At 67.4% G+C, this 19,113-nt stretch carries 17 protein-coding genes, 1 pseudogene and 1 riboswitch; of the genes and pseudogenes, 9 read left to right on the plus strand and 9 right to left on the minus strand.

Annotated elements, in window-relative coordinates; translation table 11 throughout:
* Positions 1-495: 495 nt before the first annotated feature.
* The 3 genes from CDN38_RS08320 to CDN38_RS08330 form a co-directional block, all read right to left on the minus strand.
* On the minus strand, positions 496-1,020 hold the full coding sequence (locus CDN38_RS08320; protein WP_075510968.1) for a bifunctional adenosylcobinamide kinase/adenosylcobinamide-phosphate guanylyltransferase: 525 nt from the start codon (positions 1,018-1,020) through the stop codon (positions 496-498).
* 123 nt (positions 1,021-1,143) lie between these two features.
* Positions 1,144-2,850: a PPE family protein gene (locus CDN38_RS08325; RefSeq protein WP_075510967.1), complete on the minus strand. Its 1,707-nt coding sequence runs from the start codon at positions 2,848-2,850 to the stop codon at positions 1,144-1,146.
* Between the two features lie 313 nt (positions 2,851-3,163).
* Positions 3,164-3,344: riboswitch (cobalamin riboswitch) on the minus strand.
* A gap of 291 nt (positions 3,345-3,635) precedes the next feature.
* Entirely contained in the window at positions 3,636-4,505 is an 870-nt protein-coding gene (locus CDN38_RS08330; RefSeq protein WP_075510966.1) for a MaoC family dehydratase, read from the minus strand.
* Between the two features lie 92 nt (positions 4,506-4,597).
* Between CDN38_RS08330 and CDN38_RS08335 the strand changes: the two genes are divergently transcribed.
* The 3 genes from CDN38_RS08335 (at position 4,598) to CDN38_RS08345 (ending at position 8,177) form a co-directional block, all read left to right on the plus strand.
* Positions 4,598-5,323: a histidine phosphatase family protein gene (locus CDN38_RS08335; RefSeq protein WP_075510965.1), complete on the plus strand. Its 726-nt coding sequence runs from the start codon at positions 4,598-4,600 to the stop codon at positions 5,321-5,323.
* Between the two features lie 41 nt (positions 5,324-5,364).
* The gene (locus CDN38_RS08340; RefSeq protein WP_075511030.1) at positions 5,365-7,371 is read left to right on the plus strand and encodes an SDR family oxidoreductase; all 2,007 of its coding nucleotides are present in this window, start codon (positions 5,365-5,367) and stop codon (positions 7,369-7,371) included.
* A 137-nt stretch (positions 7,372-7,508) separates the two neighbouring features.
* Positions 7,509-8,177: a 2OG-Fe dioxygenase family protein gene (locus tag CDN38_RS08345; RefSeq protein WP_075511029.1), complete on the plus strand. Its 669-nt coding sequence runs from the start codon at positions 7,509-7,511 to the stop codon at positions 8,175-8,177.
* On the opposite strand, the gene cmaA1 is transcribed toward CDN38_RS08345, so the two are convergent.
* On the minus strand, positions 8,161-9,024 hold the full coding sequence (gene cmaA1 / locus CDN38_RS08350) for a cyclopropane mycolic acid synthase CmaA1 (protein ID WP_075510964.1): 864 nt from the start codon (positions 9,022-9,024) through the stop codon (positions 8,161-8,163). The genes CDN38_RS08345 and cmaA1 overlap by 17 nt on opposite strands.
* 33 nt (positions 9,025-9,057) lie before the next feature.
* On the opposite strand from cmaA1, the gene CDN38_RS08355 reads away from it, so the two are divergent.
* Together CDN38_RS08355 and CDN38_RS08360 are read left to right on the plus strand one after the other, a co-directional pair.
* Positions 9,058-10,008 carry a nucleoside hydrolase gene (locus CDN38_RS08355; protein WP_075510963.1) on the plus strand — a complete coding sequence of 317 codons (951 nt, stop codon included), beginning with the start codon at positions 9,058-9,060 and terminating at the stop codon, positions 10,006-10,008.
* Positions 10,005-10,364 carry a hypothetical protein gene (locus CDN38_RS08360; RefSeq protein WP_233026812.1) on the plus strand — a complete coding sequence of 120 codons (360 nt, stop codon included), beginning with the start codon at positions 10,005-10,007 and terminating at the stop codon, positions 10,362-10,364. The genes CDN38_RS08355 and CDN38_RS08360 overlap by 4 nt, the downstream gene beginning before the upstream one ends.
* Before the next feature lie 67 nt (positions 10,365-10,431).
* Here CDN38_RS08360 and CDN38_RS08365 read toward each other — a convergent pair whose 3' ends face one another.
* Positions 10,432-11,544, minus strand: coding sequence for an enolase C-terminal domain-like protein (locus CDN38_RS08365; RefSeq protein WP_075510962.1), 1,113 nt, complete (start codon positions 11,542-11,544; stop codon positions 10,432-10,434).
* 44 nt (positions 11,545-11,588) lie between these two features.
* Here CDN38_RS08365 and CDN38_RS08370 point away from each other — a divergent pair, with 44 nt between their 5' ends.
* The 3 genes and pseudogenes from CDN38_RS08370 to CDN38_RS08380 all read left to right on the plus strand — a co-directional run.
* The gene (locus CDN38_RS08370; RefSeq protein WP_408633005.1) at positions 11,589-11,852 is read left to right on the plus strand and encodes a trehalase-like domain-containing protein; all 264 of its coding nucleotides are present in this window, start codon (positions 11,589-11,591) and stop codon (positions 11,850-11,852) included.
* A 98-nt stretch (positions 11,853-11,950) separates the two neighbouring features.
* The gene (locus tag CDN38_RS08375; protein ID WP_408633061.1) at positions 11,951-12,175 is read left to right on the plus strand and encodes a recombinase family protein; all 225 of its coding nucleotides are present in this window, start codon (positions 11,951-11,953) and stop codon (positions 12,173-12,175) included.
* Positions 12,162-12,592 (plus strand): annotated as a pseudogene (locus CDN38_RS08380) (glycoside hydrolase family 15 protein); the annotation flags it as partial. The gene CDN38_RS08375 and the pseudogene CDN38_RS08380, both read left to right, overlap by 14 nt.
* A 1,035-nt stretch (positions 12,593-13,627) precedes the next feature.
* Here CDN38_RS08380 and CDN38_RS08385 read toward each other — a convergent pair.
* Complete coding sequence (locus tag CDN38_RS08385) at positions 13,628-15,178, minus strand: DNA polymerase Y family protein (RefSeq protein ID WP_075511028.1); 1,551 nt, start codon at positions 15,176-15,178, stop codon at positions 13,628-13,630.
* Between the two features lie 37 nt (positions 15,179-15,215).
* Positions 15,216-15,878: a DnaE2-dependent mutagenesis accessory factor ImuA' gene (gene imuA' / locus CDN38_RS08390; RefSeq protein WP_075510958.1), complete on the minus strand. Its 663-nt coding sequence runs from the start codon at positions 15,876-15,878 to the stop codon at positions 15,216-15,218.
* 110 nt (positions 15,879-15,988) lie between these two features.
* Here imuA' and CDN38_RS08400 point away from each other — a divergent pair, with 110 nt between their 5' ends.
* Complete coding sequence (locus CDN38_RS08400) at positions 15,989-16,642, plus strand: hypothetical protein (RefSeq protein ID WP_408633006.1); 654 nt, start codon at positions 15,989-15,991, stop codon at positions 16,640-16,642.
* Between the two features lie 47 nt (positions 16,643-16,689).
* On the opposite strand, the gene guaA is transcribed toward CDN38_RS08400, so the two are convergent.
* Together guaA and CDN38_RS08410 are read right to left on the minus strand one after the other, a co-directional pair.
* Entirely contained in the window at positions 16,690-18,270 is a 1,581-nt protein-coding gene (gene guaA, locus CDN38_RS08405) for a glutamine-hydrolyzing GMP synthase (protein ID WP_180276307.1), read from the minus strand.
* A 135-nt stretch (positions 18,271-18,405) separates the two neighbouring features.
* Entirely contained in the window at positions 18,406-19,053 is a 648-nt protein-coding gene (locus CDN38_RS08410; protein ID WP_075510956.1) for a winged helix-turn-helix transcriptional regulator, read from the minus strand.
* Positions 19,054-19,113 lie beyond the last annotated feature (60 nt).

Consider the following 19,113-nt stretch of genomic DNA (forward strand, 5'->3'; position numbering starts at 1 on the left):
GCCGAGTGTGCGCTGGAGGCGGCCGATCGCGGCGGTTACCGCCCTACGGACACACTCAAAGCCGTCACCGCACACTCGATACGGCGGCATCATAGCCGACTCGGTAAACACGTGCGACATCCCCCGAACGCCTGCCATCACAAGCGGTTTGAGCGAAGGTGCGGTATCGGCGTGCCGAAAACAGGGCCCAGGTGTGCCGAAAACAGAGCCAGGCATCCAAGCCAGCGCACGAGGACATCGTTGACCAGCAGCATTCATGGTCACCATGAATTTCCAAGTGAGGCGGGCAGTTCGCACACCCGCCGAGGACCTGGACACCCGCGGACGCCGGGTGCGACGGTAACGACGCACGACGTCCGACTGCAGCTCGCGAACCGCCAGCTTGACGATGGCGGACGAGTCGAGGTAGACCGCGTTCTACCGGCTCGGGTAGATCGTCGAAATCGAGCGTCGCGGCATCGATCTCGCCACTTGCCGGCAGCTGCTGGCAGTGATTCACAGCTTGAGAACACGACCCGCGATCAGCACGTGCACCTCGTCGCAAACATTTGCCACCCGTTGGTTGATCGTGCCCAGCAGATCGCGGAACATCATCCCCGAACGATGGGCGGGCACCACACCTAAGCCGACCTCATTCGTCACCACGACCGCATCGACCAGTTCGGTCAGTGCCGCGCACAACTCGTCCAGTCGTTCCTCGACCGCAGCGTAGGCCTCGGCGGTCGTAGTGTTCCACAACGCCTCACGATCCATGAGAGCCGTTAGCCAAGTGCCCAGGCAGTCCACCAGGACGGGACACCGGATGTTGGACAAAGCCGTTGCGACGTCCGCGGTTTCGATCGTCAGCCAGGTCGGCGGGCGACGAGCGCGGTGTAGTGCGACCCGGGAATCCCAGTCCGGATCGCTGCCATCGGGGCGGCGGCTCGGAGCGATGTAGACAGCCTCTACGGCATTGGCCAACAACGCTTCGGCGTGCGTGGACTTTCCCGAGCGGACTCCACCGGTGACCAGTATCCGCATCGCGTCATCGTAAGCACCTCGTTCGCGTGCAACCGACGATGACCGCCCGCGGGCTGGTGTGTGCTGGACTTTGTAGCTGGCAACGACGGCGGCCACGCTGCCCCGCCCCGACAAGATCGTTCCCTACGACGGTGAGTCGTGGGGTAGCGTCGAGTCGACGCCCCACGTGCCTGGCACCATCGGCGCGCGTGGGCTGCCGGGCAACGTATCGTCGGGGAGCGTGATCAATCCCGCGGCTGGCCTGGAACCGGCCAGTTGCGTGGTTCCGGCGAACCCCAGGGTTCCTGCTCCCTGGTCTGGTGCCGCCGAGGTCGTCAGCTCGCTCGGGTCGTCGGCGTCCGGGCCCAAATCCAGGTATTCATAACCGCGGCCGAGCCGTTTGGCTTTCACCCGTCGACGCCACTGCGGTCGAGGTTTTTCCTGAGGTGTGGCCGTGACCGCTGGGGCCTCGGCGCTGTCGGGTTCTGGTGCCTTCTTTCGGGAACTGGCGCTTGCGGGCCTCTTGGCATCCGCGCTCAGGCCACCCACCAGGTAGCCGAAGTCTTCCATTCCCACGCCGAGCGCCGCATCGCTCACCGGTGGCGCCGCGGCAGCCGGCGGCGGCGGTCCGGGCGTGGGCGCCTGGACCGTCACCTCCACGGGCGGCTGGATCGGGGCCGTGGCAGAGGTCGGGGCGCTCGCACCGAGGGCCGCAAGGGGCGGCGTGGTAGGTGTGACGGGTGGCGACGGCGGTGGCGGCACGGCAGCCAATGCCGCTAGCCCTTTGACACCGATCGGTGCCAGCACAGCACCGGCCGCCAACGGTACCAGTGGGGCAGTCAGCAGCGGCACCACAGCCGTAAGCAGCACCGCAGTCTGCTCCAACAGCGTCTTAAGCAGCGCAATCGTGTCGGTGATGATCGTGCCGATAGCTTCGACACTGGTGAACAAAATGGTAAAACCGATCGTCACGGGGTTACCCGTAGCGAAGGCCGCGGCGAGATCTGCCCCGATAAACGCAAAGGTTTGTGACAACAGAGCCACATAGGTGCCGATATCCATCGGGTAGCCAAGTGCGAACGCGATGTTCAACGGGCTCAGATAGGTAAGCGGGTTGCCGAGGATGACCAGGTAAGGGTCGATCCCCGCAAACATCGTTTGGAAGAACGGCAGATTCGCCAACCAATCGACGAACGGTTGAATGACATTGTTGTAGAAGGCGGTATACATCTGCCACAGCCATTGCTCGAACTGGTGCAGCGGGTCCGAACTTGATATCCCTGCCTCAGCGGCCCTGACCAGCTCCGCATCGGCTTTCATGATCGGCGGCGCCGGCGCGGCCTGCGGTGCGGCGACAACAGCCGCAGTGCAGACCGCGTGATAGGTGCCCATTACGGCGGCGGCCTGCACCCACATCCGTACATAGTCGGCCTCGTTGAGCGCGATCGAGATGGTGTTGATGCCAAAGAAATTTGTCGCCGTCAATACCGCGTGCGCGGCATGGTTGGCGGCCAACTCAGCCAACGTGGGCATCGCGGCCACGGCGGCGCTGTATGCGGTAGCCGCGGTTTGTTGGTGAGCGGCCATTGCGGCGCTGTCGGTGCTGGCCTGCGTCAGCCAAGCAAGATAAGGGACATGGGCGGCGACATATTCTTCGGCGCTCGGACCTGCCCAGCTGTCCGCCTGCGCCCCGGCCACCACCGCGGCCAACTCGTCTGCCGTCTCGGTGTAGGCAGCGCTCAACAAATCCCATGCTGCCGCCGACGCCAGCAACGGACCCGGGCCGGGGCCGCTGTTCAGCAGCGCCGAATGCACCTCCGGGGGTGCAGCCAACCAGATGGGGGCGCTCATCACGAGCCGCCCGCGACTGGATGCACCGACCGGCTGATCAGCAAGCGCACAGCAGTGCCGCGGTCCGCCTCACCAACGGTGAGGACGCCGCGCTGCCGGCACTTCGACGCCCCTACCTGCCGCGACGTCATGCTTGCGGGAACAAGACCCCGACGGCGCCGGCGAACGACACGGTGATCGGCGGTGCTAAACCGGCGTGCGCAGTGCACCGCCGGCACCCGATCAGCGTTTGGACGAGGATGGCGGAAGCCAGGCGGCCGGAAATTCGGATGCGTCATGACGGTTCGCTCTCTCCGGGGTACACCGCCCCAGGTTCGCAGGGCACGATGACGCGAGTCTCCTGGCTCTCGGATCGCCGCTCGCCTCGCCTTCCAGCCCGTGGCCGTGGCCGATGAGGGTCGCTCCCCGATTACAGTGGCGGGACCGCGCCGGTTTCGCACCGGCTTCCTGCATTCGTCATCGCATTACACGCAGCATCATCGCACCCCGGCAGCACCGTCGCCATCCCAACTCGTTACCCGCGTTTGCCGTAAGCGATAACCGTCCTGTCGTCGCCCCGAATTCCAACCCGCTGATACTCACCAGCTGCGCGGTCACAGATCGACCAATCGGGGCCGAGCCCAGTGGTTTCTCGTCTGATGTCACGGGATCAGGCGACGCTGCCGCGATGTACCACCCACTCAAAGTCGGCACCGTGGTGGATGAGTGTGAGCGGATGGTCAGCGGCACGTACGGCGATCAAGAGCTGCCGGACAGGCACTCTCGCCTATCAACACCCGGGCCGGCTAAGCCACGTACTCGACCTCACCGTCGTCGAGCACCACTCGCGCCTCGGCGCCGTCGGAACCGCAAGCCTCGGTTCGATACACCGCCTTGCCCGGTTCGGTGCGCCAGATCAGCGTGGTCAGCGTCTCGCCGGGGAACACCGGCGACGTGAACCGCGCCGCGACCGAAGTGATGTTGGCGGCCACGCCGCCGCCGAGTTCGGCGACCAGCGCGCGTCCGGACACGCCGTATGTGCACAGCCCGTGCAGGATTGGTTTGGGAAAGCCGGCCATCTCCTTGGCGAACCACGGGTCGCTGTGCAACGGGTTGCGGTCGCCGGAGAGCCGGTAGATCAGCGCTTGGTCCTCGCGGGTGGGCAGCGCGACCCGGGCGTCCGGCTCGCGGTCCGGGAATTCCGGCGCTGCCGGCCGCTGACCCGGCTCTCCCCCGAAGCCGCCCTCGCCGCGGATCACTAGGGTGGTCAGCGTTTCGGCAATGAGCGCACCTGATGCCGGATCAGTGCCGCGGCCGCGCAACATGATGATGGCGTTCTTGCCTTCGCCCTTGTCCTGGATGTCGGCGACTTCGGAGACCACCGACAACTTTCCGGCCGGCGGCAGCGGCGCATGCAGCCGCACGGTCTGCGAGCCGTGTAACAGCCTGGCCCAGTTGAACTTTCCCACCTTGCCGGCCGCCCCGAACGCCGGGCAGCAGATCACCGCGTAGGTCGGCAGCACCTGCTGGGCAATGCCGTGGCTGTTCTCGGTGGTGAACGACAAGTCCTCGGTCCCGGCACCCACCCCGAGCGCATAGAGCAAGGTTTCCCGGTCGGTCCATTCGAACAACATCGGCTCGGTCACCGCACCGATGGCGCCGGGGTCAATGGCCATGCGAGTCTCCTTTCGATTCCAATCAAAGCTTTTCGCCACTCAACCATCGCAAACCCTTCCCACCAAGGCCGTCGGCAGGGCAGGCTATCGCCATGGCCAAGCGCACCATGATCTGGAAGATGACCTGGAAAACCTCCAACGTCCTAGCTGTGCTCGCCTCGGTCATGATCGTCGGCGCCTGCGGCGGCGGAGGCACGCAGGCCCGCAACATCACCGTGACCTTCATCCGCAACGCCCAATCGCAGGCCAACGCCGACGGGGTGATCAACACCGAGGTGCCCGGCACCGGGCTCACTGCCGACGGCAAGGGGCAAGCCCAGCAGCTCGCCCACCAAGTTGCGCACAACGAATTCGACAGCATCTACTCTTCGCCGATGGCCGAAGCCCAGGAGACCGCCGCACCGTTGGCAAGCGAACTGGGCAAGCAGGTCGAGATCATTACCGAGCTGCAGTCCATCGATGCCGGCTGGTACAACGGCGAACCCGAATCACGGGCCAGCTCGACGTATCTGCTGGCTCCGGTGGGTTGGATCAACGGCGATGCGGAGAACGCCATCCCCGGCTCGATCACCGGCAACGAATTCAACAGCCGGTTCAGCAGTGCCATCCGCAAGATCTACGACAGCCGCCATAACAAGCCGGTGGTGTTCTCCCAGGGCACGGCGATCATGGTGTGGACGCTGATGAACGTGAAGAACCCCAAGCTCAACCTCTTGAACAACCACCCGCTGCCCAACATCGGTCGGGTCGTGGTCACCGGCAACCCGATCGACGGTTGGAAGCTGGTGGACTGGGACGGCATCCGCAACTTCACCTGACCGGTTGACGGGTGCGGCCGCCAGCCGCCACGATGGGCTACATGCGCTATGTCGTTACCGGCGGTACCGGGTTTATTGGTCGCCGTGTCGTCTCTCGCCTGCTCGACGCCCGGCCCGACGCGCAGGTCTGGGTGCTGGTCCGCCGTCAGTCGCTGGGACGCTTCGAACGCCTGGCGACCGAGTGGGGTGAGCGAGCCAAACCGCTGGTCGGCGAGCTGCCGCAGCTCGCGCTCAGTGACGAGACGCGCGGCGAGCTGGGCCGGGTGGATCATGTCGTGCACTGCGCGGCGATCAGCCACAGCACGGCCATCACCGCGGGCGAGGCCGAGCAGCGGGCCGTCAATGTGGACGGCACTGCCGCTGTCATCGAATTGGCGAAACGGCTCGATGCGACCTTGCACCACATATCGTCGATCGCGGTGGCCGGCGACTTCGCCGGCGAGTACACCGAGGACGACTTCGGCGTCGGCCAGCAACTGCCGACACCGTATCACCGAACGAAATTCGAAGCCGAGCAGCTGGTGCGGTCGGCGCCCGGACTGCGCCACCGCATCTACCGGCCGGCGGTGGTGGTGGGCGATTCGCGCACCGGCGAGATGGACAAGATCGACGGCCCGTACTACTTCTTCGGGGTGCTGGCCAGGTTGGCGGTACTGCCCAGGCTGACCCCGATCCTATTGCCCGACACCGGACGCACCAACGTCGTCCCGGTCGACTATGTCGTCGACGCGCTGGTGGCACTCATGCACGCCGACGGTCGCGACGGGCAGACGTTCCACCTGACCGCGCCGAAAACTATTGGCTTGCGCGGCATTTACCGCGGTGTGGCCCCGGCGGCCGGGTTGCCGCCGCTGCGCGGGTCACTGCCCCGCTCGGTGGCCACCCCGGTGCTGAACGTGCGCGGGCGGGCCAAGGTGCTGCGCGACATGGCCGCCGCCCAGCTCGGCATCCCCGCCGAAATCTTCGACCTGGTTGATCTCAAGCCCGCCTTCGTCAGCGACCAGACCCGGAAGGCGTTGCACGGCACCGGGATCGAAGTTCCCGAGTTCGCGGCGTATGCACCCCGGCTGTGGCGGTACTGGGCGCAGCACCTCGATCCCGATCGTGCCCGCCGCGACGATCCACGAGGACCGCTGCACGGCCGGCACGTCATCATCACCGGCGCCTCCAGCGGCATCGGGCGGGCGTCGGCCATCGCCGTCGCGCAGCGCGGCGCAACGGTGTTCGCGCTGGCCCGCAACGCCGACGCGCTGGACCGGCTGGTGGCCGAGATCCGGGCGAGCGGCGGCCAGGCGCACGCGTTCACCTGCGATGTCACCGACTCGACGTCGGTGGAGCACACGGTCAAAGACATCCTGGGCCGCTTCGGTCAAGTCGACTATCTGGTGAACAACGCCGGCCGGTCGATTCGCCGCTCGGTGGTCAACTCCACCGACCGGCTGCACGACTACGAACGGGTCATGGCCGTCAACTACTTCGGCGCGGTGCGCATGGTGCTGGCGCTGCTACCTCACTGGCGGGAGCGCCGGTTCGGTCACGTGATCAACGTCTCCAGCGCCGGGGTGCAGGCCCGCAACCCGAAGTACAGCTCGTATCTGCCCAGCAAGGCGGCGCTGGACGCGTTCGCCGACGTGGTCGCCTCCGAGACACTCTCCGATCACATCACCTTCACCAACATCCACATGCCGCTGGTGGCCACGCCCATGATCACCCCGTCGCAGCGGCTCAACCCGATACGGGCGATCAGCGCCGAGCATGCGGCGGCCATGGTGGTGCGCGCGCTGGTCGAGAAGCCGGCGCGGATCGACACCCCGCTCGGCACGCTGGCCGAGGCCGGAAACCACGTCGCGCCCCGCCTGTCGCGGCGCATTCTGCATCAGCTTCACCTGGGCTACCCCGATTCGGCTGCGGCGCAAGGGCTGCCATCCGCCCCGGCGGCGCCCCCGAGACGTAAGCCGAAGCGCCCGGTGCGTGCCGTCAGCGGCGGCATCCGGACACCCCGTCCGGTCCGACGGCTGGCGCGGTTGGTTCCCGGCCTGCACTGGTAAACCCACGGTTCGGCGGTTTCAGGGACACCGGATCGCGGTATTCGAGCGCGGTGACTCCGATTCCCGCCGACAACCGGACCGACGCCGACCCGGTAGCCGCCGCGGCCGCGCTGCTCACCGCGACCGGCGTTGCCGTCATGTCCCCGCTCAACCTGACGCGCAGCCTCGGCGTGGGCCGGGAAGCGTGGACCCGATTCGCCCGGCATTGGGACGATTTGGCGCAGGATCCCTATGCCGCGGAGCTGGGTGTCCGCCGACTGCGCCGCTATGGCCATTACCTGTGGCGTGACCGGGCCTGGCGCCTGCTGCCCAACGGCGCGTTCGCCCAGCCGGACAACTCCAACCCGCTCTACGTCGGCAAGAACCGTGACTTCGAACCGTTGACCGACGCGTTCGCCCAAGACCCACTGCTGCACGCCTTGATGCGCTTGCTGGGCCGGGTAGCGACCGGTCTCGACGACGCCGCCGAATGGCACGTCAAGGTGCATCCGTTCCGCGTCCAAGCCGTTGCCGACGGCGACGGACGGCCGGCGCCGGAGGGCCCGCACCGCGACGGGGTCACCCTGGTCAGCTCGCTCATGGTGCGGCGACGTAATACCGTCGGCGGCCAGAGTTCGGTGTGCGACCTCAGCGGTCGGCCGCTGCTCACGACGACGTTGGACGAGCCGGGGACGTTGCTGCTCGGCGACGACCGTCGCACCCTGCACGACGTGTCGCCGATCCGGCCGATCGACCACTCCGAGCTGGCGCAGCGTGACGTGCTGGTGATCACCTTCGCGGCTGCGGATGTCACTTCGCACAGGTGAATTGGTTGACGTCGATATAGCCGATGCGGAACATTTCGGCGCAGCCGGTCAGATACTTCAGGTATCGCTCGTAGACTTCCCGCGATTGCAGGGCAATGGCCTGGTCTTGGTGGGCCTGCAATGCCGCCGACCAGATGTCGAGGGTTTTCGCGTAGTGCGGCTGTAACGACTGAACCCGGGTGACGGTGAAACCGTTTGCGGTGGCGCGTTCTTGGACCATCGGGATCGACGGCAGCCGCCCGCCCGGAAAGATCTCGGTGACAATGAATTTGAGGAACCGGGCGAAGGTGAACGACATCGGCAGGCCGCGTTCGTGTATTTCTTTCGGGTGCAGCCCGGTGATGGTGTGCAGCAGCATGATGCCGTCATCGGGTAACAGCCGGTGCGCCAGGGCGAAGAACGCGTCGTAGCGCTCATGTCCGAAATGCTCGAAGGCCCCGATGCTGACGATCCGGTCCACGGGCTCGTCGAACTGCTCCCAGCCCTGCAGCAATACTCGCTGGGTGCGCGGGCTCGCCGATGTGGCGATCAATTGCTCGACCTGGCGGGCCTGGTTGCGGCTCAGGGTGAGACCGACAACGTTGACGTCGTAGGTGTGCACCGCGCGCATCATGGTGGCGCCCCAGCCGCAGCCGACGTCGAGCAATGTCATGCCCGGCTGTAATCCGAGCTTGCCCAGTGCCAAGTCGATCTTGGCGATCTGCGCCTCTTCCAGTGTCATGTCGTCGCGTTCGAAATAGGCGCAGCTATAGGTCTGGGTCGGGTCCAGGAACAGCCGGAAGAAGTCGTCGGACAGGTCGTAATGCGCTTGCACGTCCTCGAAGTGTGGTTTCAGGTCATCGGGCATTGGGCCAGCCTAATCGGGCGTATCCTCATCGCGGTGAGCGCGGTTTTCGCCGACATCGACACCGGCATCGACGACGCGCTCGCCCTGATCTATGTGCTGGCCAGCGACGACGCGGATCTGGTCGGCATCGCATCGACCGGCGGCAACGTTGCGGTGGACCAGGTGTGCGCCAACAACCTGGGCTTGCTGGAATTGTGCCGCGCCCCCGACATACCGGTGTCCAAAGGCGCCGACCATCCAAGTCGTGGAAACATCCACGGCCCCAAGGGTTTAGGCTATGCCGAACTGCCGGCCACCGATCGCCGGCTCACCGGTCACGATGCCGCGACGGCGTGGGTGCGCGCCGGGCGCAGCCATCGCGGCGAACTGATCGGTCTGGTCACCGGCCCGCTGACCAACCTTGCGCTGGCGCTGCGCGCCGCACCGCAGCTGCCGAAACTGTTGCGCCGGCTGGTGATCATGGGCGGCGCTTTCGAAGGCGAGACGACCGCCGAGTGGAACATCAAGGCAGACCCCGAGGCAGCAGCCCAAGTGTTGGCCGCATGGTCCGCTGAAGCCGTTGAGCCGCAAGCTCTTCCGATCCTCTGCAGCGTGGACCTCACCCGGCAGGTGGCGATGACCCCACACATCCTGGCCCGGCTGACGGCAGCCTGCGGCCCGTCGGTTCCGTTGACCCGGTTCATCGAGGACACCATGCGGTTCTCCTTCGAGTCTCACCGGGACCGTGGATACGGCTATCTGGCATACCTGCACGATCCGCTGGCCGCCGCGATCGCCCTGGATCCCGAACTGGTCAGCACCCGGCGCGCCACCGTCGACGTCGACGTGACCGAAACCCCGGCCCGCGGCACGACGGTGCCCGACTGGTCCGGAAGGCGAGCAGCCAACGCGCTGGTCGGCATTGACGTCGACCCGGAGGTGTTCTTCGAGCGGTTCATCGCGCGGGTTGGAACATTCGCGCGCCGGTTAACTGGGAGCACATGAAAGTTCGCCACATCGAGCTGCCGCGCGCCGGATGGGGCGCCGCGCTGCTCACCGCCCCCACTGTGGTGCTGAACCAGATTCACGGGGTGCACGTCGATCGAAAAGCAGTCGTCGTCACCCGGGTGCTGGGGGCGCGTCATCTGGTCCAGGCACTGGTGTCGGGTCTGGATCCCAGCCCGGTGATGCAGGCGGCCGGCGTGTGGGTCGACACCGTGCACTCGCTGACCGCGTTCGGGCTGGCCGCGCTCGACCGTCGCCGAATCCGTGGCGGGGTCGCCGACGGGCTCGTCGCGGCGCTCTGGGCGGGGCTGGGCTGGCGCCACCTCAGCACCGCGCGAGGGACGCGCCCAGCGTGACGTCACTGCGAGTTTCGCGCGGAATTTTCGCAGTGACGTCACGCTCGGCGGCCAGCGCGGCGCGACGTCACGCGACCCGATAGTCCTCCAGATCGGTGTGTTTGACCGTCAGCCCGTGCCCCGGCGCGCTGCGGTCCGGACGCAGTAGACCGTCGGGTTCGGGGTCGATGGTGCCGTCGAACGCCAGCCCCTCGATGCGCACATGGTCGTGGAAGTACTCCAGGTGGCGCAGGTGCCACACGGCGGTGCCGACCTGGACGCTGATCTGTGGGGCGCAGTGCAGCGAGAGGTCGATGCCACGCGCGTCGCACAGCGCGGCGACTTTGAGCACCCCGGTAATCCCCAGGGCGCGGGTGACGTCGGCCTGTAGGCAGTCGACCGCGCCCGCGGCCAGCATCTGGTGGAAATACGGTAGGTGATAGCCGTATTCGCCGGCGGCGATGTCCATGCCGGCCGGGCCGTGCTCGCACAGCCGGCGCAGGCCGTCGAGATCGTCGGAGCTGACCGGTTCTTCGAACCACCGCACGTCGTATTCGGCGAAGCGCCGTGCCCACAGCAGCGCTTGTTTGCGGTGGTAGGCGCCGTTGGCGTCGACGAACAGCTCGACGTCGTCGCCGATGGCCGACCGGGCCGCCGCCACCCGGCCCAGGTCGGCATCCGGGTCGCTACCCACCTTCATCTTGACCCGCGGAATGCCGGCCTCGACCCAGCCGCACAGCTGCGCACGCAGCGTGTCGTTGTCGTAAGAAGTGAACCCGCCGCTGCCGTAAACCGGGGTGGCGTCGTGGATCGCGCCCAGCGCGACGACCAGCGGTTCGTCGAGCAGCCGCGCCCGTATGTCCCACAGGGCGATGTCGACCGCCGAGATCGCGCAGGCCACCACACCCGGCTTGCCCAGGTTGCGGACGGCGTGCTGCATCTGCGCCCAGCGGGCGGGCGGCTGCAAGGCGTCGGCACCGGTCAGGACGTCGGCGAGCTTGGCGCCCACCACCGTCGCCACCGCGGTGCCACCGTAGGTGTAACCGGTGCCCACCTGGCCCCCGGCCCGCACACTCACCAAGACGAAAGTGGTCGAGTCCCAGGCCAGAGTGCCGTCGGACTCCGGGGCGTCGGTGGGAATCGTGTAGGCCGAGGCTTCGACGGATTCGACTGGGATGGGTTCGCCCGCGCGCAATGTCATGCCCGGGTGACTACCCGCAACCCGAATGGGGTATGCCGCTTCGCGTGGACGACAGACCACCGGTGGCCGAACTGCTGTCGCCGCATGTGTTGCGCGAATACGCGGTGCTCGCCGACGGGGAACGCGGAATCGTCATCGGACCGCGCGGGGACTGCTGCTGGATGTGCCTGCCGCGGTGGGACAGCCCGGCGGTGTTCGGCTCGCTGCTGGGCGGCAACGGTGTGTACGCCGTCTCGCCGGATCATCCGCGGTTCGTGTGGGGGTTGCGAACTGTTCGGCAAAACGCGCGTAAATGTACGTGTTTGTGAGTGAATGTGTTTGACTAGCCGGTGTGAAGTTGGCGGCGTGGGCGCGGTCGGTGGGTGTGCATCCGCAGACGGCGTATGCGTGGGTGCGTGAGGATCGGATGCCGGTGCCGTATCGGCGGTTGGCGTCGGGAACGATTTTGGTGGGTGCCGCCAAGCCCGACGGTGTGCAGCATGTGGTGTTGTATGCGCGGGTTTCGTCGCATGATCAGCGCGCGGATTTGGATCGTCAGGTATCTCGGCTGACCGAGTGGGCCACCGATGCCGGGTGGGAGGTCGGCCAGGTGGTGTCCGAGGTCGGTTCCGGATTAACGCGCGCCGGATGATCCACGAATCGACGCGGCGCTGCTGATACCGGCGATTCGCGGCGCGATCCCGGCGACCGATCCGCGCAGCGTCGCCACCGTCGCCGCGGTGCGCACCGACCTCGGCCGCACGGGTTCGTGTACCGGTTCCAACCGGGCGAGCAACCACTCGGCGAAGCCGAGGGCGCCTTTCTGCTCTGCGGATTCCTGATGGCGCTGGCCGATCATCAGCAGGGCAACAACCTGGCGGCCGTGCGCTGGTTCGAACGAAACCGCACCGCCTGCGGTCCGCCCGGCCTGTTTACCGAGGAATTCGACATCGGTCAGCGTCAACTGCGCGGCAACCTGCCCCAGGCCTTCGTCCATGCGCTGTTGTTCGAAGCGGCGCATCGGCTGACGGACGGGTACGGCCCGTGCGTCGGCAGCGGAACCGGGTAACTCGGCCATCTGGGCCGTTTGATCAGCGGCGCCCGGGTCGGCCCGAGCCCGACTCCGCACCCGCCCGCTACCCGGGTGGCGGTTCCGACGGCGGCACTGGTCGCTGCTGCGGTGGGCGATGCTGCCCTGGCACGGAAATTCTGGGCCACCCGGCGAGCCTCCTTGGGGTCCCGCGGCAAACGGCGCCGGTAACCCCCGACGTCGAGCGTGGCGTCTTCGCGCACGCAACCATCACATCGATCACGGGGGTCTCTGCCGGGCCGGGGTTATCGTTTTGCCCGGCTGACCGGAAATTCATGGTGACCACGAATGCTGCTGGTCAGCGATGTCCTGTTGCGCAGCCTTGGCTGCCCACGCACCCTGTCTTTCCGCACGCCGATACCTGTCGGCTCCGCCCAAACCGCTTGTGATGGCAGGCGTTCGGGGGATGTCGCACGTGCTCACCGAATCGGCGGTCATGCCGCCGTTTCGAGTGTGCAGTGACGGCTTTGACTGTGCATGTAGGGCGGGAACCGCCACCATCGGCCGCCCTGACGGCACACTCGGCGCCGCCAGCACACACTCGGCGCCCTCAGCACGCACACCGGCGCCCTCAGCCACCGACTCAACCGCACCAGCACGCGATTTCCATCTCCCCACACCGGTGCGCAGCCCCACAACCGCTCACAGCGATAAGCTAAGACGCCCAACGGCTTTGCCGCTAGTAGCCGGGTAAACTGCACACCCGCCTCGATGCTGGGATCCGTGTGGCAGGTGTGGTTCAGGTGACTCCAAGGCCGCCCGAGCGAACCCGCCGGGTTTCGCGTTCCCTGCCGGTTGCGCACGACGACCATGCGCCTGGTCGTCGAATACTCCGTGCGCCACATGATGTCGGCCACCTGGTGCGTCGACCGGATCCCACAGGTCGGCCGGTCGATGTGAGCCGGTTCGGGAGACGTAGCGGTGCGCGGCGGCGCCGCGATTGGGGTCCCGGGGATACGGTGCCGACCGCGCGAGCAGCAGTTCGCCGGTGGCGCCGGAGACGAGCGCCCACACTTACTCATAGCTGCCCTCGAGATACCAGCGCCGCTGGCGGTAGCACAGCAGCAACGCGCGCTCACTTTCCAGCAATACCTGGGCGCGGGCGGTGCGGCTTCCCCCTTGACCGGCTTCGGGCCGGTCATCCCACCACCGCTCGTCGACCGGCCATGGTCCGGCCCACCAGCGCAGCCGATCGTCTCGACCACGGGACGTCAATCGCGCCGGGTCGGCGGAGAACATCCCCCGGCCGGTTACCCGTACCGGATTACCTTGGGCGTCAAGCAATTCCACCGGATCGTCGAGCAGCACCGCCGGTGACGGCTCGGGCAGTTGGCCCGGCCACGGCTGATTCGGGTCGGCTTGCGGCACCGGCTCGTCGCCCAGCGGGGTCAACGTGATGCGCTCGGCCGGCCCACGACCGCCGGACAGCACCGGCACCTGCACCGCCTCCGGGCCGAGCAAACCTTGCACCCGCACCAGCGCCCGACGTGCCCGCAGCCTGTCTTCTTCACCCAGGCCGCCCCACAGCGGCAACTGCAGCGCCCCGGCGGACACCACCTCGATCGCCTGCAGCCGCAGCCGCGTCACCGGCGCGGTGGGCCGGTCGCGGGCGATCCGGTTGGTCAACCATCCGTCCAGTTGCCAGCGCACCCGGTCGGCGGTGGCATCCTCGGTCAACGGTTCGGCGCAGCGCCACACCCGGCTGCGCTCTTCGCCATTGGCGGTGACCGCGTGAATGGCCAGCCGGGTACATCCCACGCCGGCGGCCATCAGCGCCTGATGCAGCGCTCCGGCCAGCGACCGCCCGGCAAATGCCGCGGCATCGACCCGGTCGATCGGTGGATCGCAGTACAGTACGGCGTCGAGTTCCGGCGGCGGTTCGCGTCCGGAGGGAAGGCGTTCGGGTTCACCGCGGGCGAACCGGTGCGCGGCCACCGCGTCGGCGCCGAACCGGGATGCGATATCGGTGCGGGATAATGCGGCGAACTGACCGATGGTCCGAATCCCCATCCGCCACAACAGATCCGTCAACTCCTCTCGCCCCGGCCCGGACAGGCTCGGCTCGGTGGCAAGCTGGCGGATCGACAACACCGACAGGAACCGCGCGTCCTGCCCGGGCTCCACGACGCGACCGGCACGCGCGGCGTAAACCGCGGTGGACAATTCGTCGGCGATCCCGACCTGACACTCGGCGCCCGCCACTGAGCTCATAGCCACCGCGTCGATCAGCCGCTCGGCCGCCTGCTGCTCGGACCCGAAAAACCGCGCCGCCCCACGCACCGGCAACACCAAGAGCCCGGGCCGCAACACCTCGGCCCGGGGCACCAGATCATCTACCGCCGCGATCACCCCTTCGAAATAGCGAGCGTCGCGGTCGGCGTCGGCGGCCGCGATGTGCAGCTGCGGACAACGGGCCGCCGCCTCCCGGCGCCGTAGCCCACGACGTACTCCGGCCGCACGTGCCGTCGCCGAGCAGGCAATCACCCGGTTGGCCAAAGTGACCGCGACCGGAGCCGTCGCCGGCTGGCCCGCGGCCGCGGCAGCCGCGACCGCGGGCCAGTCCATGCACCAGATCGCCAGCACTCTGGACGAGACCACCGGCTCACCCCATTCGCACTCGGCCGACCGGCTGCCCCCGCGAGCATCCGCTGACCTGTAGACGCACCCGGCTGATTCGTCCGAATCCGGGTGCGGGTGTGCCCCGGCTGCCCGCAGTGATCTCATAGCCGCAGACCCGGGCTTCCAACCGCGTCGACGCCCCTTCCCAGTCGCCGTCGGTGACCAGCAGCGTGCACCCCTTATGACGGGCGCGGGCCACCACGGCCCGCGCCCGGGTCCGCGTCACCCGGCGTCCGCCCAAGCCGAGGACCACCAGATCCATGCCGTCGAGGAGCACCGCGGCCACTTCCACCGGATCGGTCCCGGGATCCGGTATCACCGCGAGCCGGCTCAGGTCCGCTCCCATCTCCACGGCGGCCAGCAGCCCGATATCCGGTTGGCCGACGATGGCGGCGTTGCCCCCGGCCGCCGTCGCCGCGGCCACCATGCTCAGCAGCAGGGAGCGGGCTCCGGACAGCATCGCCACCGTTCCCCGGGGCAGCAGCGCCGGCAACTCCGGGACCGCCAGCGTGGATTCCGATTCCGGCAGCAGCTCATCGGAACGAACAAGGTCTTTTCCGGACAGCACAGCGATCTGCCGGCGCAACGATTCCAGCTGCTCGGCACGACTTCCATGCGGTGGGTGGGAGGCGAAAGCCGCGGTCATGACTCGCCCTCCTACCAGCTCTTGAACCTCATATTTTCGAATGTATGTTCGATACAGTCGAGTAAACACCCACTCCGCGACAGCCGTCAAGCAACGTGAGAAGCTGCTGTGTGCGCTCGGTGCTGGTGTGGCTGATGGTGTGTTTCGGCAGCATTTTCGCGCCGGCAAGCAGCGCTGCCGGATCCTGTCGACCGGCGGAGCTGTTCGCCACCGACAACACCTGGGTCATCACCGGCCCCGATTCGGAGGCAGCCGGCCAATTGCACGACGACTTGGAGCCGTTCGAGCGTCAAGCCGTAGTGACCATCGCCCAGACCGGCGCCGAGGTGACGGGATCGAGCTTGGTCGACGGGGTGTTCTGGTCCGCGACGCTGCAGCAGATCGCCTATGAGCGCGCCCGCCAGTTCCATCTGTGCGTTGTCGACGAACCCACGCTGCACATCGCCGCCGAGGCGATGAATCGCCAGTTCCACCAGGAAACGGTGCTGACCTTCGAATATCTTCCGCAAGGTGCGCCCGGAGCCGACGCGATCCTCATCGCGGTGCCCGGCATCGACACCGCGCGCTTCGGCGATGCGTTGATGGCCGATTCAGCCGCACGCCAGCGACTGCTGGGCGGATCTGTCACCACGGCCGACCACACCCTGCTACTGGTCGCCGCCAACCACGATCTTGATATCGCGCGCCAACTCGTCGAGGAGGCCGGCGGGTCCTGGACCGCGGCCACGATCGACTACGGCAGGCGCGAACTCGTCCAGACGTGACGCCGAGATCGCCTCGAGCGGATTCAAGCCCCAGCCCCAGCTCCCGGCTACTCCCACTCGATGGTGCCCGGTGGCTTGCTGGTGATGTCCAGCACCACGCGGTTGACCTCGGGCACCTCGTTGGTGATGCGGGTCGAGATGCGCTCGAGCACCTCGTAGGGCACCCGCGTCCAGTCGGCGGTCATGGCGTCCTCACTGGATACCGGGCGCAGCACGATCGGATGCCCGTAGGTGCGGTTGTCGCCCTGCACACCGACCGAACGGATATCGGCCAGCAGCACCACCGGACACTGCCAGATCTGGTTGTCCAAACCCGCGGCGGTGAGTTCCTCACGGGCGATCGTGTCCGCGCGCCGCAGCGTCTCCAGCCTGGCCGCGGTGACCTCGCCGACGATCCGGATACCCAGGCCCGGCCCCGGAAACGGCTGGCGCGCAACGATTTCCTCCGGCAGACCCAACTCCCGTCCCACCGCGCGCACCTCGTCTTTGAACAATAGCCGCAGCGGCTCGACGAGTTTGAACTTCAGGTCCCCGGGCAGGCCGCCGACATTGTGGTGGCTCTTGATGTTCGCGGTGCCACTGCCGCCGCCGGATTCCACCACGTCGGGATACAACGTGCCCTGCACCAGGAACTCAACCTCGCGCCCGTCCAACACATCTCGCACCGCACCCTCGAAGGCCCGGATGAACTGCCGGCCGATGATCTTGCGCTTGCCTTCGGGATTGTGTACTCCCGACAGCGCCGCCAGGAAAGTGTCCGCCGCGTCGACGGTGACCAGGCTGGCCCCGGTAGCCGCCACGAAGTCACGCTCCACCTGCGCACGCTCACCGGCGCGCAACAAGCCGTGGTCGACGAAGACACACGTCAGTCGGTCCCCGATCGCGCGCTGCACCAGCGCCGCGGCTACCGCCGAATCCACTCCCCCGGACAGACCGCAGATGGCGTGCCCATCGCCGATCTGCACACGCACCTGCTCGATCAGCGCGCTGGCGATGTTGGCCGGCGTCCACTCCGCGCCGATCCCGGCGAACTCGTGCAGAAACCGGCCCAGCACCTGTTGCCCGTGCGGAGTGTGCAGCACCTCCGGGTGGTACTGCACCCCGGCCAGGCGCCGTTCCCGGTTCTCGAAGGCGGCCACCGCCGCCCCCGCGCTGCTGGCCACCACCTCGAATCCCTCCGGGGCGGCCGTCACCGCGTCACCATGGCTCATCCAGACCGGCTGGACCTGTGGCAGGTCCGAATGCAGCTTGCCGCCAAGGACTTTCAGCTCAGTCCGGCCATACTCGCTGGTGCCGGTGTGGGCGACCGTCCCGCCGAGCGCCTGCGCCATAGCCTGAAACCCGTAGCAGATACCGAACACCGGCACACCCAGGTCGAACAGTTCCGGATCCAGCTTGGGAGCGCCGTCGGCGTAGACGCTCGCCGGCCCGCCGGACAGCACCAGCGCTCGCGGATTACGGGCCTTGATCTCCTCGATGGCGGTGGTGTGCGGAACCACCTCCGAAAAAACCCGGGCCTCTCGGACCCGGCGGGCGATCAATTGGGCATATTGTGCGCCGAAGTCCACCACCAACACCGGCCGCGGCGGCGCATGTCCAGCTGCTTCGGGATCGTCAGGTTTCGCCACGCAGCAAGTTTAGTGGGCGCCGCCACCCGGTTCGCGCCGCACGGTGTGCCCGTGGTGTGCCCGCACGGCGCGCCCGGGCTGCACCAAGCCCAGACCCCGGTGGCCGGTGGCCACCGGGGGGCTCGCCGCTCCTTGCTAGCCGGACGGCAACGAAAATGCTTGGCGCACTGCCTCGATCGCGTTGTGGTCGCCGTCGACCCGGATTCGGCGCAGCGCCGCCTTGCGGTCGGCCTCACCGGCACCGAGGCGGGCCGCGACCAGATCTGCCGCGTCGGCGGTGATCGTGATCGAAGGCTCGCCGCGGACGCCGCCGAGACGGCCCCGTGTCACGGCGAATTCGAACCGGCGGCCGTCGACCTCGACGCGGCAGGTCGCCTCCACACCCGCGGCCTTCACCGGGTCGAAGCCCAGCAGTATCCCGGCCAAAAATCCGTTCAACGGCGACACCTGGCCGTCGCCGACGGGATCGAGCAGATCCAGTCCGAACCGCGCAAGGCTTCCCAGGACGGGAGGCACCCGCCGCCAACCGACGTCGCTGAGGGTGTAGACGGTGCGCGCGATCGGCGGCGGCAAGTCGGTGCGCTCGACCAGCCCGAAGTCCTGTAGTTGTTTGAGTCGCTCGGCAAGCAGGTTCGTGGCGATGCCGGGCAGTGCAGCACGCAGATCGCCGTAGCGGCGTGGACCGCCGACCAACTCGCGCAGGATCAGCAGCGTCCATCGCTCGCCAAGGATGTCGAGCCCGCGCGCGATGGGGCAGTTCTGGTTGTAGTTGCGGGTCGCCATTGCGCCAGCCGATCGGCATAAGACATCTTTTTCCACTACATGCTTGAATAGTTTGTCTTT

The sequence above is a fragment of the Mycobacterium ostraviense genome (assembly GCF_002705925.1).
In the GTDB taxonomy this organism is placed as follows: Bacteria; Actinomycetota; Actinomycetes; order Mycobacteriales; family Mycobacteriaceae; genus Mycobacterium; species Mycobacterium ostraviense.

What these genes read in the sequence shown, in the direction of transcription:
- CDN38_RS08320 (WP_075510968.1), bottom strand. Translation starts at nt 1,020, where the DNA reads ATGCGGATACTGGTCACCGGTGGAGTCCGCTCGGGAAAGTCCACGCAC.
- CDN38_RS08325 (WP_075510967.1), bottom strand. Translation starts at nt 2,850, where the DNA reads ATGAGCGCCCCCATCTGGTTGGCTGCACCCCCGGAGGTGCATTCGGCG.
- CDN38_RS08330 (WP_075510966.1), bottom strand. Translation starts at nt 4,505, where the DNA reads ATGGCCATTGACCCCGGCGCCATCGGTGCGGTGACCGAGCCGATGTTG.
- CDN38_RS08335 (WP_075510965.1), top strand. Translation starts at nt 4,598, where the DNA reads ATGGCCAAGCGCACCATGATCTGGAAGATGACCTGGAAAACCTCCAAC.
- CDN38_RS08340 (WP_075511030.1), top strand. Translation starts at nt 5,365, where the DNA reads ATGCGCTATGTCGTTACCGGCGGTACCGGGTTTATTGGTCGCCGTGTC.
- CDN38_RS08345 (WP_075511029.1), top strand. Translation starts at nt 7,509, where the DNA reads ATGTCCCCGCTCAACCTGACGCGCAGCCTCGGCGTGGGCCGGGAAGCG.
- cmaA1 (WP_075510964.1), bottom strand. Translation starts at nt 9,024, where the DNA reads ATGCCCGATGACCTGAAACCACACTTCGAGGACGTGCAAGCGCATTAC.
- CDN38_RS08360 (WP_233026812.1), top strand. Translation starts at nt 10,005, where the DNA reads ATGAAAGTTCGCCACATCGAGCTGCCGCGCGCCGGATGGGGCGCCGCG.
- CDN38_RS08365 (WP_075510962.1), bottom strand. Translation starts at nt 11,544, where the DNA reads ATGACATTGCGCGCGGGCGAACCCATCCCAGTCGAATCCGTCGAAGCC.
- CDN38_RS08375 (WP_408633061.1), top strand. Translation starts at nt 11,951, where the DNA reads ATGCCGGTGCCGTATCGGCGGTTGGCGTCGGGAACGATTTTGGTGGGT.
- CDN38_RS08385 (WP_075511028.1), bottom strand. Translation starts at nt 15,178, where the DNA reads ATGGACTGGCCCGCGGTCGCGGCTGCCGCGGCCGCGGGCCAGCCGGCG.
- imuA' (WP_075510958.1), bottom strand. Translation starts at nt 15,878, where the DNA reads ATGACCGCGGCTTTCGCCTCCCACCCACCGCATGGAAGTCGTGCCGAG.
- CDN38_RS08410 (WP_075510956.1), bottom strand. Translation starts at nt 19,053, where the DNA reads ATGGCGACCCGCAACTACAACCAGAACTGCCCCATCGCGCGCGGGCTC.